At 28.2% G+C, this 13704-nt stretch carries 14 protein-coding genes; 4 read left to right on the forward strand and 10 right to left on the reverse strand.

The window, feature by feature from the left end; all coding sequences use genetic code 11:
* Positions 1 to 249: 249 nt before the first annotated feature.
* Together Q0731_RS04520 and mnmE are read right to left on the reverse strand one after the other, a co-directional pair.
* Complete coding sequence (locus tag Q0731_RS04520) at positions 250 to 1398, reverse strand: site-specific integrase (protein ID WP_158837793.1); 1149 nt, start codon at positions 1396 to 1398, stop codon at positions 250 to 252.
* Positions 1399 to 1568: 170 nt separating this feature from the next.
* Entirely contained in the window at positions 1569 to 2963 is a 1395-nt protein-coding gene (gene mnmE, locus Q0731_RS04525) for a tRNA uridine-5-carboxymethylaminomethyl(34) synthesis GTPase MnmE (protein ID WP_299060489.1), read from the reverse strand.
* 102 nt (positions 2964 to 3065) lie between these two features.
* Here mnmE and Q0731_RS04530 point away from each other — a divergent pair, with 102 nt between their 5' ends.
* Complete coding sequence (locus tag Q0731_RS04530) at positions 3066 to 3404, forward strand: DUF4870 domain-containing protein (protein ID WP_299060492.1); 339 nt, start codon at positions 3066 to 3068, stop codon at positions 3402 to 3404.
* A gap of 160 nt (positions 3405 to 3564) precedes the next feature.
* Here Q0731_RS04530 and Q0731_RS04535 read toward each other — a convergent pair whose 3' ends face one another.
* The 5 genes from Q0731_RS04535 to Q0731_RS04555 form a co-directional block, all read right to left on the reverse strand.
* Positions 3565 to 4044, reverse strand: coding sequence for a CAP domain-containing protein (locus tag Q0731_RS04535; RefSeq protein WP_299060495.1), 480 nt, complete (start codon positions 4042 to 4044; stop codon positions 3565 to 3567).
* A gap of 228 nt (positions 4045 to 4272) precedes the next feature.
* Positions 4273 to 4704 (reverse strand): DUF4268 domain-containing protein, encoded by a 432-nt coding sequence (locus tag Q0731_RS04540; RefSeq protein WP_299060498.1) that lies wholly within the window; start codon positions 4702 to 4704, stop codon positions 4273 to 4275.
* Between the two features lie 58 nt (positions 4705 to 4762).
* Positions 4763 to 5344 (reverse strand): tRNA-(ms[2]io[6]A)-hydroxylase, encoded by a 582-nt coding sequence (locus Q0731_RS04545; RefSeq protein WP_299060501.1) that lies wholly within the window; start codon positions 5342 to 5344, stop codon positions 4763 to 4765.
* Positions 5345 to 5526: 182 nt separating this feature from the next.
* Complete coding sequence (locus Q0731_RS04550) at positions 5527 to 5922, reverse strand: hypothetical protein (protein ID WP_299060504.1); 396 nt, start codon at positions 5920 to 5922, stop codon at positions 5527 to 5529.
* A complete protein-coding gene (locus Q0731_RS04555; RefSeq protein ID WP_299060507.1) occupies positions 5912 to 6199 on the reverse strand; it encodes a hypothetical protein in 288 nt (95 codons plus the stop codon). Before Q0731_RS04555 ends, Q0731_RS04550 begins: the two co-directional genes overlap by 11 nt.
* A gap of 322 nt (positions 6200 to 6521) precedes the next feature.
* Here Q0731_RS04555 and Q0731_RS04560 point away from each other — a divergent pair, with 322 nt between their 5' ends.
* Positions 6522 to 8342 (forward strand): cation:proton antiporter, encoded by a 1821-nt coding sequence (locus Q0731_RS04560; protein WP_299060510.1) that lies wholly within the window; start codon positions 6522 to 6524, stop codon positions 8340 to 8342.
* 3 nt (positions 8343 to 8345) lie between these two features.
* Here Q0731_RS04560 and dnaX read toward each other — a convergent pair whose 3' ends face one another.
* Positions 8346 to 10034, reverse strand: coding sequence for a DNA polymerase III subunit gamma/tau (gene dnaX / locus Q0731_RS04565; protein ID WP_299060513.1), 1689 nt, complete (start codon positions 10032 to 10034; stop codon positions 8346 to 8348).
* Positions 10035 to 10422: 388 nt separating this feature from the next.
* Between dnaX and msrA the strand changes: the two genes are divergently transcribed.
* Both msrA and Q0731_RS04575 read left to right on the forward strand, forming a co-directional pair.
* Positions 10423 to 11091: a peptide-methionine (S)-S-oxide reductase MsrA gene (msrA, locus tag Q0731_RS04570; RefSeq protein ID WP_299060516.1), complete on the forward strand. Its 669-nt coding sequence runs from the start codon at positions 10423 to 10425 to the stop codon at positions 11089 to 11091.
* Positions 11092 to 11409: 318 nt separating this feature from the next.
* The gene (locus tag Q0731_RS04575; protein WP_299060519.1) at positions 11410 to 11706 is read left to right on the forward strand and encodes a DUF721 domain-containing protein; all 297 of its coding nucleotides are present in this window, start codon (positions 11410 to 11412) and stop codon (positions 11704 to 11706) included.
* 125 nt (positions 11707 to 11831) lie between these two features.
* Here the strand turns inward: Q0731_RS04575 and Q0731_RS04580 are convergent, their stop codons facing one another.
* Together Q0731_RS04580 and Q0731_RS04585 are read right to left on the reverse strand one after the other, a co-directional pair.
* Positions 11832 to 12947: an OmpA family protein gene (locus Q0731_RS04580; protein ID WP_299060522.1), complete on the reverse strand. Its 1116-nt coding sequence runs from the start codon at positions 12945 to 12947 to the stop codon at positions 11832 to 11834.
* A gap of 288 nt (positions 12948 to 13235) precedes the next feature.
* Complete coding sequence (locus Q0731_RS04585) at positions 13236 to 13655, reverse strand: nucleoside-diphosphate kinase (protein ID WP_299060525.1); 420 nt, start codon at positions 13653 to 13655, stop codon at positions 13236 to 13238.
* Positions 13656 to 13704 lie beyond the last annotated feature (49 nt).

Genomic DNA, 13704 nt, shown 5'->3' on the forward strand with positions numbered 1-13704 from the left:
AAACTCTTTTTGAGCAGTTAATATACTTAACATAATGGAAGTTTTTATAAAGACTTCTTTTATTAAAACTAATAACTATGAAAAGTATTATAGACATTATGACAACAAGTAAGTTAATTATAAAATAATTATTTAAGATAAATAAAAGTGTAGAGATTAAAAAAGGAGTAAACCTTAAACAATTAAACGCTGTTTTTTTATTTCTAAGCCAGGTATAATGCAGTAAATATCCAATTACACTTCTCATAATTATAAAATATTTAATTCAGGGATTAAGGTTGCAGCTTCTTTCATTTTTTTATCAATGATCTTGGCGTAAATTTCTGTGGTACGTATTTCCTTGTGCCCCAGTCTTTTAGATACTGTGTAGATGTCTGCTCCATTCTCTAAAAGCAATACAGCATTTGTGTGACGGGCAGAATGAAAAGTTATATGCTTTGTAATTCCAGCAAACATGCACCAACGTAAAAGAATCAAATTCATTTGTGCGCTGTAATGTAGATTGACAAAAACTCTGTCGTTTTCATCTTTTCTTTCCCCTAATAATTCTCTGGCTTGTTTAGATAGATATAAATATTCAACTCCATTAGTTTTCTTTTGAGAAAAAACTAATCGATGAATGTCTTTTCCGTCTTCATCTTTTCCTTCGTCTCTAATTTCACTCCATATCATTTTATTTATATCAGACCAACGAATTCCACTTAAACAACTGAATATAAAAGCGGATTTTAATACAGGAATTTTACATTCAGTTTTTGATAGCGCTTGTAGCTCATCAATAGATAAATATTCTCTATGAGTTTCACCCATAGGAATACTTTTAACTTTACTTACAATATTCTCATTGAGGTATCCTTCTTCAAAAGCTGCATTTAAACAAGCTTTAAATTTATTGTAATATGTATGTTTTGTATTTTGGGCTAGGGGAGAACCTGATTTAGCAACCGCTTTTGTATGTAGGAATTTTTGAAAATTCTTAACAAAGTCAATATTTACGTCTTCAAAAGTTGTGTTTATAGAACAGAATTTTTCAATGTGTTTTTCAGCAGCTTCCCAGTTATCGTAATTTTTTTCAGATTGATAGCGTTCTTCTTTTTTCAATTTATAAAATTGAAGAAAACTATGTTTACTTTTATTTCCATTCTGAATTTTATATTTACCCTGGTGGTAATCAGCTTGTCTTATTGAAAGTATTTTTTCAGCTAGTTCAAGAGTTTCTTTGTTACTGTCTTTTTCCTTTTTTGATTTAGGGTCAATTATCAAATATTTTTTTAAATATTCAAATTCTCGATTGTGTTTAGATTTTCCATTATTGTCAACAATAGTACCTTTATAATATTCTATAAATAAACTATATTTACCTGTGTTGAGTTTTTTCTTTTTTAAAGTAATTTTCATTAAAGGTGGATTTTATTACACCTCTGTAAAAAATTAAGTTTTGAGGTGGATTCTGGCATCCAGAAATCTCCTATAAAAGTAAAGTAAAAGAAAATAACTTCAAAAGGTTTTGTTATAAAATATTGATTTTAAGTACTTTGTTTTACTTTAGTTTCCTTTGTTTGACTTATTTACTTCCCAATACAAAAGTTCCCAAAAATATGCCCAAGTATATCTTTGTCCACATCATAATCTCCTGTAATTGCACCTAAATGGCGCAAACATTCACGAATATCAATAGAAAATAAATCTGTAGAAATTTCTAAATCGATCCCTTCTTTAACAGAAGAAATGGCTTGTAGTGCATTGTTTAAAGCCTCAAAATGACGTGAATTGGTTACAATAGTTTCATTATTGCTTAGAGCACCAATATTTACTAAAGAGGTTAACTCGTTTTTAAGCGCTTCAATACCTGTTTTGTTTTTTGCAGAAAGTAGAATTAAATTTTCAATTTCCGATTGTAAAATAGAGGTATCATGGCAAGATAAAGTATCAATTTTATTCGCAATAACTAACAAACGTTTGTTTGGAAAACGTGTTTTAATAGTTTCTATTTCAGCTAAAAATTCTTCACTAGCATAAATGTACTTATTAGCATCTATCAAGAAAATGATCAACTGTGCATTTTCTGCTTTTTCATAGGCTTTTTTAATACCAATACTTTCAACAATATCTTTGGTTTCCCTAATTCCTGCAGTGTCTATAAATCTAAAGGCAACACCATCAATAATCATTTCATCTTCAATAGCATCTCTAGTAGTACCTGCAATATCAGAAACAATGGCTTTTTCTTCATTTAACAACGTGTTTAATAAAGTAGATTTCCCCACATTTGGTTCTCCAATAATGGCAACAGGAATTCCGTTTTTCATCGCATTTCCAAAAGAAAAAGAGTCAATTAAACGTTTTAAAACAAATGTAATTTTTGCCACTAATTCCTTAAATTTTGTTCTATCTGCAAATTCTACATCTTCCCCAGAAAAATCTAATTCCAGTTCAATTAAAGCAGCAAAATCTAATAATTGTGTACGCAATTCTTTCAATTCGTTTGTAATTCCACCACGCATTTGCTGTATTGCCATTTGATGACTTGCAGCAGAATTAGATGCAATAACATCTGCTACAGCTTCTGCTTGAGATAAATCCATCTTTCCGTTTAAAAAAGCACGCATTGTAAACTCTCCATTATCTGCCATTCTGCAACCATTTTGTAAAAATAATTGGATTATTTCTTGCTGAATAAAGCTAGAACCATGGCAAGAAATTTCTACCACATTTTCTCCTGTATAAGAATTAGGGTTTTTAAAAACGGATACTAGAACTTCATCTATAATTGTGTTTTTATCAACAATATGCCCTAAATGAATGGTATGTGTTTTTTGGTTTTTTAAAGATTTCCCTTTCTTAATAGATTTAAAAAAATCATCAACAATGGCAATAGCATTTTCTCCAGAAAGTCTAATTACAGCAATTGCACCAATGCCTGCAGGGGTTGCCAATGCAATAATAGTATCGTTATTCATCATATTGCAAATATACGTAGCTTAATTAAGTTGAAATAGTAAAAAGATGTAACAAAATAAGTAAATTTGTATCGTATAATTAATAACTAAGTAAAAAAAGCAATGATGAAAGAAGATAAACAACTACTTGTATTAACACATTTAAGTCAATTATTAGATTTAGTAACAGGTTTTGGAGGCATCATTGTACCATTAATATTATGGCTTACAAAAAAGGATGAAATTAGAGGAATGGATTTTCACGGAAAAGCAATTTTAAACTTTAAAATTTCTATGTTTATCTATTTATTAATCTGCTTGCCGTTAATTCTCCTTCTAGGATTAGGTTTTGTAGGAATGATTGTAATTGGCTTAATCAGTATCATTTACCCAATTATAAATGCCATGAGAGTTAGCAATCATCAAGAACCTAGTTATCCTTTAAGTATTCAATTTTTAAAGTAAATAACAATTTGGGCGTTACCAAGCAAAAAAGCTTGGTCAGGCTTTCCACTATATCTTTTTGCTTAAAAAAGCAAAAAGTATGCCGTTTCAATCCTTAACGCGAGCTTAGTTATTAATATCTCATTTTTTAATGTAGCACAACTTCCTTAAAAAAAACAGACTATTTTCGAACAAAAATGTTTGTATAATACCAAACGTTGCTAGAGTTTTGCTTGGCAGTAAGATGAAAATGCGTAAAATTTCCTTCTATATTTTTTCTATGTCCATCACTTCCAATCCATCCATCAACTAAAGCTTTAGCAGTTGTATATCCATTTGCTACATTTTCTGCAACTGCTTTAGCATTTGCATTCGTTTTTAAATAGCTAGATCTATCACTAAAAAGATCATGAGAAATTTTATTTTTTTCAATCATATAATCTGTATGAATGTCCGTTTGTGTTTTTATAGCATCTAATTTTTCAAGTACTGCTAAATTTTTCTCTGTTCTGTAGTCGTTTATCAACTGTAAAATTTCATTTTCTATGGGTAAGTTTGTTATAGAGCTTTCATTCTCCTCTTCCATAGAATCAGTAGAATTACAAGAAATTGTAGCCGCAAAAAGGAAAAATAAAATAGTATGTTTTAATAAGTGTCTCATAAATAATTATTTATTTTTTTTCTAAAATATGCATAAAAAACGTAAAAGTTCAATTTTTGTTCTATTTTATAATAACAAACCTAATTATAATTTAAAATAAATCTGTTTATCAGTAGGTTCTATAAGGTCTTGCTTCTTTTAGCGAAGCTTTTTAGTTGCTTTTGATTAACAATTAAAATAGAGATAGGAATTATCTTTTTATTAAAAATGGTTCTTTAAAAAATATAACTATATATTCTTAATTATATCTTCATACTCGTAAAAGAAAGCTTCAAATTTTGGCATGGTTTCCATGTAAAATTCAAAACAAGCTCTCCAAGAATTTTTATTGTACACACTAAATTTTGCATCAAAAGGCACATAAATTCTATGAATTACCTTACCACTTTCTAATAAAAATTCATCATCAAAAATAACTTCAGGAAGTTCGTTTTCTAACAACGTTTTTAAAGAAAGCATTTGGTCATAATAAAGTAAATTTACCAATTCATCAGGGTTTTCAATATCTAAACAAACCATTGCACTTTTTCTTTCGGCAACAAATTTAAAAGAGAAACCTTTTATTTTGGTGTTGTACAAGAGCCATTTTCTTGGAAACGATTTTCCAAAACTTGTCCAAAAGTCTTTACGTAATAGTTCAGATTCTGCTTTGCTAAACATTTATTTTAGTTATCAGTTATCAATTGTGGTAATTGTTCATTGTTAAAAGACTATTGTCTTACCCATGAATCTTAGCCAAATTTCCACGTTCTTTCATCAATTCAGCCTCAAAAGCTAACAAAGCATTCCATTTTTTATCCACAATTTCTTTATCTTGATATTGACGAGCAAATTGCAAAAAAGTAGTGTAATGACCTGCTTCAGAAATCATTAAATTATTATAGAATTTAGACAATTCTTCATCTTCCATGTTTTCAGAAAACACTTTAAAACGCTCGCAACTTCTTGCTTCAATTAAAGCTGCAACTAATAAACGCTGAATTAATGCGTCTGTTCTATCGCCAGTTTTCTTAAAAAATTTTTGCAAACGAATAGCGTAATCATTTTTTTGTTCTCGACCTAAAACCATGCCTCTTTTTACCATTAGTAAATGCACCATTTTAAAATGTTGCATTTCTTCAATAGCAATATTGCTCATTTCTTTTACCAATTCTGTTTCTTCAGAATAGTTAATAATAATAGAAACTGCATTAGAAGCTGCTTTTTGTTCTAAAAAAGCATGATCTGTAAGTATTTGCTGTAAGTTATCTTTAGCTATTTCTGCCCAAGAAGTTTCGGTTTCAAATTGTAATCCTAACATACTATTTAAATTGTTTTTTGTAACTCCATGCCAAAATAGGCAAGGGCTTTAATTTCTTTAATGCCTTTTATGCGTCCTTTACCAATTACTAAAAGTTCATTATTACTAGCTTCTATATGGTATTGTTTATTATTTTCTAAAAAACAAAATTAAGTTATCTGTAAAAAATGCTCTAATTTTTTCTACATTTTTTCAGCTAAGTAAAAACGTTTGCTAAAATTTGGGTGTTTATTCAAATTAATATCTTTATAACCAGCAAAATCTAAGATATATTCAAAAATGCCTTCTTTATCTAATGTAAAATCAGGAATATTTTTTTTAGGTTCAATAAACATCATAGTTGCTTTAAGAACCTGTTTTGCAATCAATGCTCTTTCAGAAAATCGGATATTAAAAATGGTGCAACTTTTATTAGAAAGTACGTTAGAAACTTTGTTTATATTTTTTAAAAAATAACCAAAAGCAGGTAGTTTCTCCATTTCTTGCTTAGAAAAAGCATTGTATTGCCAGTGTATTTTTTTACTGATTTGTTGAATCGATTTTTGTCTTTTGGATAAAACTCTTTTTTTAGGAATCATTTTTGTTAAGTATTTTACGCAACGCAAAAGGATGTTCACTTCCAGATTTAGAATCATCTAAACCAACTACTTCAAAATGATCACTTTTTCTGTTAAAAGAAGTATAATTACTTATGTTTTCCATCACAGAATGATCTACAAAATAGCACAACGAAAAATTAATAATAGCAACTTCAGTTTCTGGTATTTGATCTAATTTAGACTTTAACTTTGTGTAATTTAAAAAGCTAGAAAATTTTTTAACACTCACACAATACTTTTCATCCTCTTTAAACATTAAAACATTTGTTTTAAAGCGTTTTTTAAAAATAATAAGATATGTTATAAAACATAAATGTGGTTAAGATACCAACCATAATTATTGTAACTAACAAGTTTTAATTAATTCTTTATCTAATATATTAGCAAGCCTATCAGCTTTAATTAAAATTTTGGAAAATGCAATACCAATTAGAGTTTTATGTATTTTTTGCAAGAATGTACTTTAAAAATTAAGTAATAGCCACAATACTGTAACTTTAAAGCAAAGAAAAAGGATGTTTTTATTTTTATGATAGTTAAACATTCTTAAATTTACCTTTTTAACCAGATTTTGATTTATGATAGAATTAGCAGGAATAATTATTTTAGGAATATTGGCTCAATGGGTAGCATGGAAGTTTAAAATACCTGCAATTTTACCTTTAATATTAATTGGTTTATTGGTTGGGCCAATTGCATCAGAATTTTTAAGTGAAGATGGTTCTAAATGGATAGAACCCATTTGGAATGGCACAAAAGGTCTTTTTCCTGGAGATAGTTTGTATTACTTTGTTTCTTTAGCCATAAGTATTGTACTTTTTGAAGGCGGTTTAACCTTAAAAAGAAGTGAAATTAGAAATGTGGGACCTGTAATTACAAAATTAATAACAGTAGGTTCTGCCATTACTTTTTTTGGAGCAGGAATTGTAGCTCATCATTTTTTTAATTTAAGTTGGGACCTTTCTTTTCTATTCTCTGGATTAATCATTGTTACAGGTCCTACAGTAATTACACCAATTTTAAGAAATATACCTTTAAAAAAGGATATTTCTACGGTTTTAAAATGGGAAGGAATTTTAATAGACCCAATTGGAGCATTAGTAGCTGTATTGGTATTCGAATTTATTAGTGTTGGAGGTGGAAGTGGTTTTACTAAAACAGCTTTAATTGAGTTTGGTAAAATTCTTTTATTTGGTACAACATTCGGTTTTACCTTTGCACATGCTTTGGCCTATGCAATAAATAAAAAAATGATTCCTCATTATTTGTTAAATGTAGTTTCATTATCTACTGTTTTATTAGTTTTTGTAGAATCTGAGGTGTTTGCACATGAATCTGGTTTATTGGCTGTAGTTGTAATGGGAATGGTTTTAGGAAATGGTAAATTAGATAACATAAAAGAACTGTTGTATTTTAAAGAATCTTTAAGCGTTTTATTAATTTCAATTTTATTCATTCTACTAGCAGCCAACATAAATATAGAAGATTTATTATTGTTATATACATGGAAAACAGCGGCACTTTTTGCAACCGTTGTTTTTATAATTAGACCTTTGGCTGTTTTTGTAAGTACCTACAATTCTAAATTAAAACTAAACGAAAAATTATTTATAAGTTGGGTGGGACCTCGTGGAATTGTAGCTGCAGGAATTGCTTCACTTTTTGGAAGTAAATTATTAAAACAAGGTGTTGAAGGAGCAGAATATATTACCCCGTTAGTTTTTATGATTGTTTTAGGAACTGTTTTATTCAATGCAACTACTGCTAGATTATTTGCTAAAATGGTAGGTGTTTTTCTTAAAAGTTCTGATGCAATTTTAATAGTTGGTGCTTCTAGTCCTGTAAGATTAATTGCTAAATATTTAAAAGATAATGGTAAAAGAGTTATTTTAATAGATTCAAGTAAAGATTTTATTAGAAAGGCATTAAGATCTGGTTTAGAGGCTTTTAGAATTGATATATATAGTGAAGATTTATCTGATAATATTGAGTTAAATGATGTAGGTTATTTAATTGCAATGACAGGTAGTGAAACTGTAAATAAATATGCTGTTGATAGTTTTTCTAAATCTTTTGGAGAACAAGGTTCTTACAGATTGGCAACATCAAACGAAATTAAAGACTCGGATTTACATGAAGAAAATAAAAATAGATTTTTATCACCTAATGATGATTATATCAATTTAAGTGAAGCTTTTAGAGATAATCCTAAGATTACAGAAGTAGAAGTTTCATCTGACGAAGAGTATGAAACCATAGTTTCTAAATTATTTAATGAACTAAAGTCGGTGCTTTTATTTATTAAAAAAGGCAATAAAATATATTTAATTCCTGAGTTTGAAAACTCAAAAGAAACCAAAGAAAATTGTACGTTGGTTTACTTAGGTAAAAATGTATAAAGTTTACATATCTAACTCAAAAGTTTGACGTAATTTTTCTAAAAGTGGATTTTTTTCTTTCATTTTATTGTATTTTTCTTGTGGAGTGTAAGCAAACTTTTTCTCTACAGTCTCATTTAAAATAACCGAAATTTTAATACCAAAATTATTCAATTTTTCTCTTAAAAAGTTGATCAATTTAGATCTTCCTTTTTTAAACTGATCTTCCATTAACTTATTTGGTACAGTAAAACTAATTTCAAAGTTTTTACCTAGTTTTGGTAAATCTGTTCCTACAATAGAAGCCATACTTCGTTCTCCTTTTGTAATTAAAAGAGCTACATACTCTTTCCAAAGTTTTTGTAATGTTTCTTCTGTAAAAACATCTTTTGGGTGGTTGTCAAAGTTTTCTTCTTCGTCTATTTTTTTAACTACTTTTTTTTCGTGAATACTTTTTAACGATAAAGAAGAAGGACGTCTTTGTGCAGTCTTTAAAATTGGCGTTGCTAATTTAGGTTTTGGTTGTTCAACAACTTTCTTTTCTGTAACAACCGCTTTTTTAAGTATCGGTTTTGCAATTTCTTTTACAGCTGGGGAAAGTGCTTGAAAAAATGTAGCAGGTATTATGTAGTTAGCTGGCTTTTTTTTTTCTCCATCAAAAGTGATAGAGGCAATTTGCATAATGGTTAATTCTACCAGCAATCGCTGATTTTTACTAGCTCTATAATTTAAATCACAATCATTTGCTTTTTTGATAGCTTGCATTAAAAAAGGAATACTTGCTTTTGTAGCTTGTTCCAAATATTTCTTTTTAGCAGTGTCTCCAACTTCTAATAATTCTAAAGTTGCTTTGTCTTTGGCAACTAATAAATCTCTAAAATGACTGGCCAATCCGTTTATAAAATGATGTCCTTCAAAACCTTTGGCTAACACAACATTAAAGGCATTTAAAACTTGCGGAATGTTGTTTGTCAACATCAAGTTTGTCATATTAAAATACGTATCGTAATCTAATACATTTAAATTTTCTGTAACAGCTTCTCTAGTTAAGTTATTTCCAGAAAAACTAACCACTCTATCAAAAATAGACAAAGCATCACGCATTGCACCATCTGCTTTTTGAGCAATAATATGTAAAGCATCATCTTCTGCTGTAATATTTTCTTTTTCACAAATTACTTTTAGGTAATTTTTAGCATCTAAAACACCAATTCTTTTAAAATCGAAAATTTGACAACGAGATAAAATTGTAGGGATTATTTTATGTTTTTCTGTGGTGGCTAAAATAAAAATTGCATGTGCAGGAGGTTCTTCTAAAGTCTTTAAAAAAGCATTAAAAGCTGCTTGAGATAACATGTGTACCTCATCAATAATATATACTTTGTATTTACCAGTTTGTGGAGGAATACGAACTTGCTCAGTTAAGCTTCTAATATCATCAACAGAGTTGTTAGAAGCAGCATCTAGTTCAAAAATATTAAAAGCAAAATCTTCATCAGCAGCAACTTCTGCATCTTGTTGGTTGATGTTTTTTGCTAAGATTCTTGCACAAGAAGTTTTACCAACACCTCTAGGACCTGTAAATAATAAAGCTTGTGCTAAATGGTTGTTTTTTATAGCTTTTTCTAACGTGTTTGTAATGGCTTGTTGCCCAACAACATCCACAAAATTTTGAGGACGGTATTTACGTGCAGAAACTATAAAATGCTCCATGTATTGAAATCTATTTAATTAAATAAAATTTTATGCATCAAATTAAATTCTAGTCAATTTTACAATTAAAAACAGTAAAATTTGTCTTGTTGATATTCTTTTTTAAACAAGTTTGAAGTTCCATTTTTATTGAAAAATCTCTCAAACTTACATTTAGAAAGTCATTATAAATTATAAATGCATAATTTAGATGTACAAAAATAAGTATCTATTCCAGTTTTTACAAGCAGGTTTGTTAAGAAAACACTAAAGTTGTAAACATGTTGTAAATACTTGTAATTTAATACGACTATAGTTGTAGTTTAAATTAAAGTTTTTAAAATTGTACTGAGAATATTAACGGTTGTTCTTGGTGCAATTTTTTATGAACACCTAAAATAGAATTAAAATGAATATTGTAAAGTCACTAACTTCCTTAAGTTTTTTATTATTATTAATTTCTTGTTTTGGCTTTACTGATACAAAACAAACCAATCAAAAAGCAATATATATTGCTAAAGAAAATACCAAAGTAGCTTATTTTGCAAGTGGTTGTTTTTGGTGTGTAGAAGCTATCTTTGAAAGTGTAAGTGGAGTAGAAGAGGCTGTTTCTGGTTATGCAGGAGGACATACTTTAAACCCTACCTACAATTCTATTGGAACAGGTAAAACAGGCCATTCAGAAACAGTAGCAGTATATTACAATCCTAAAATTGTATCTTTTAAAACTTTGGTAACGGTATTTTTTGGTTCTCATGATCCTACAACAAAAAATGGCCAACATCCAGATTATGGCTCTCAATACAGATCTATTGCTTTTTATACAAATGATGCTGAAAAAGAAATTATAAATGCTGCAATTATAAAACTAAATAAAGAAGTTTATGATGGAAAAATTGTAACTGAAGTTACAAAGTTAGACTCGTTTTATAAAGCAGAAGCATATCATCAAGATTTTGAACGTAGAAATCCAAACCAAGGGTATGTAAAAGCAGTTTCTATTCCTCGTTTAAATCGTTTTAAAAAGAGGTTTCCTGAGTTATTAAAAAAAGAGGAACACCATTCTGAAAACAAATAGCTTTTTAAGACTCCTTACATATTTAGGTTATTGAATGCTAAAATAGAAGGTTTCTTTGCTTTTATAGATGAAAATAAAAAAGACATTTTTTTTGAATGAAAAGAACTTTTAAGACAAGAAATTTTACAATATTTGTAGGATTTAAATAGCGATAGTTTTTGTTTAAAATGACAAGTTTTAGTTCTAGTAAATTAGATGAAAATATTTTGAGTGTGTCAATTTTTCGCTTTTAAATTTAATGAAAAAGTAATTTGTTTCATAATAATGAAATTGCTAAATCAATTTTAAAGTTTGATTGGCAATAACAATTCAATAAAAATGGCAAAAAGAGAAAATGATTCCTTTTCAATAGAAGATTTAATGAAAACTTTTATCAAGGAGAATAACTTGAGTAAAGGAATGCAGAAAATAAAAGTTGAAGAAACATGGGTAAAAATGATGGGTCCAGGTGTTGCAACACATACAACTTCTATTAAACTACAACACAAAACTCTGGTCATTCAATTAAGTTCTTCTGTTTTACGTGAAGAATTAAGCTACGGAAAAGATAAAATTATTAAAATGATGAATGAGGAAGTTGGAGATGAGGTGATTACTAAATTGATTTTAGTTTAGATGATTATAATAAATCAAAAAAAATCTTCAATAATATTATAAAACTTGATGCATTTTTAACAAGTCTTTTTTCTTGAGTCGCTTCATCAAAGAGCTTTATGTGTTTTAAGAGAGTGTTAGAGACATTATTTATCTACCAAACGTTGTATTTCAAATTCTACTCTTCTGTTTATTTGTCTCCCTTCATCTGTTTTATTGGTTGATAAAGGTTGTGAATTTCCAAATCCAAAAGATTGAATTCTGTTTTTATCTATTCCAGATTTTATCAAATAAGTTACTACAGATTTTGCTCTTTTTTCAGAGAGAATTTTATTGTAGCTATCGTTTCCTAAAGCATCAGTATGTCCTAAAATAGCAACTTTAGTATTTTTATTTGCACTTAAATAATCATAAATAATAGTAATCTCTTTTTTTGCAATTTCAGAGAGGTTAAAACTGTTAAACTCAAAATTTATATTTTGAAAAGCAACTTTTTTATTTAGTTCAATATTATTTTTAGTTATTATTTCTGATTCGTTTGTATCATCAATATTAATAGTTTGGTTGTTTTGTGATACAGAAACCATATCAATATAATAATAGCAGATGTCTCTTTTTTTTGCTCCTAAAACTTTTTTTAATTTGGTATCAACATTATTTTTAAAGTTACCAATTGTAATGTAATTTTCTCCTCCTTTTGCTATAATTTGTTTAGAAATTAGCGTCCAGTTATTTTTATCATCAAAAGTATTGCTGTTCACAATATCATTCATAGAAAAACTATCTGTTAGTTGATTTTTTATTTTATTAGGCATTATAGGTGTCCAATAAGGGAAAATAATCATTTTTTGAGTGAGCATAAAACTAATTTTTTCTAGTGCAAAATTAGATTTATCTGCTAAATTGATATAAAATGAAATGGTATATGCTTTTCCTTTTTTTAAAGGATTTTTAAAAGAACCCTGTATGTATTCTCTATAATCTTTTGGTGCATAGAAAAAAATACCAGCATAATTATCGCCAGATTTTGCTTCTTGATATCCGTTAAAATTAATAGGAATTCCTGTTTCTCCATTAGTACTACAAGCATTAAATAAATCTGTAGTTCCTAAGGAAGGAATAGACCAATTACGTACATTTTTATTAAAAGTACTGGCTTCTTCTACACAGGTTTTTGTAGTTTCGAAACTTGGGTTTTTAATTAAATTCTGAGCAGTAACTGGTACAGAAATAAATAGTATAAATAGGGTAATTAATTTCAAGTATGATTGATTATTCTATTTGTGATTTTATTCTTTCATCCAAATAATTTATAAAAGCGAATTTATAATTTATTGTTTAGAAAATAGTTAAAGAATAAAGTTAAAATTAATCAAAAAAAACTCGTAAGTTTTTTTCTTACGAGTTCTAGATTATGTAAACTAAAAATAATATTATTTTTAAAAATTACTGATGTATTAATTTCAATATTCATAACTAATATAAAAAAAACTTATAAGTTTCCTTACAAGTTTTTTTAAGATTTATTTAGTTAAAAGTTTTAAAATATCTTAAAACTGCTCTCTTCCAGAAAAGTGAAAATTTCCTTCAATTGCTGCATTTTCATCAGAATCAGAACCATGTACAGCATTTTCTCCCATAGAAGTTGCGTATAATTTTCTAATCGTTCCTTCTGCAGCATCAGCTGGGTTTGTAGCACCAATTAAAGTTCTAAAATCTTCTACAGCATTTTCTTTTTCTAAAATGGCAGCTACAATTGGTCCACGTGTCATAAACTCCACTAATTCTCCAAAAAACGGACGCTCATTATGCACAGCATAAAAAGTTTCTGCATCTGCTTTTGTCATTTGTGTTTTCTTTAAAGCTACAATTCTAAATCCTGCAGCATTTATTTTTTCTAAAATTGCACCAGTATGTCCGTTTTCTACTGCATCTGGTTTTAGCATTGTAAATGTTCTATTTGTTGCCATTTTGTTACTTTTTTATTTTCTTTTAGTTTTTGTGAAAGTAATCACAAAT

The organism is uncultured Polaribacter sp., from assembly GCF_947497695.1.
Classification (GTDB): Bacteria; Bacteroidota; Bacteroidia; order Flavobacteriales; family Flavobacteriaceae; genus Polaribacter.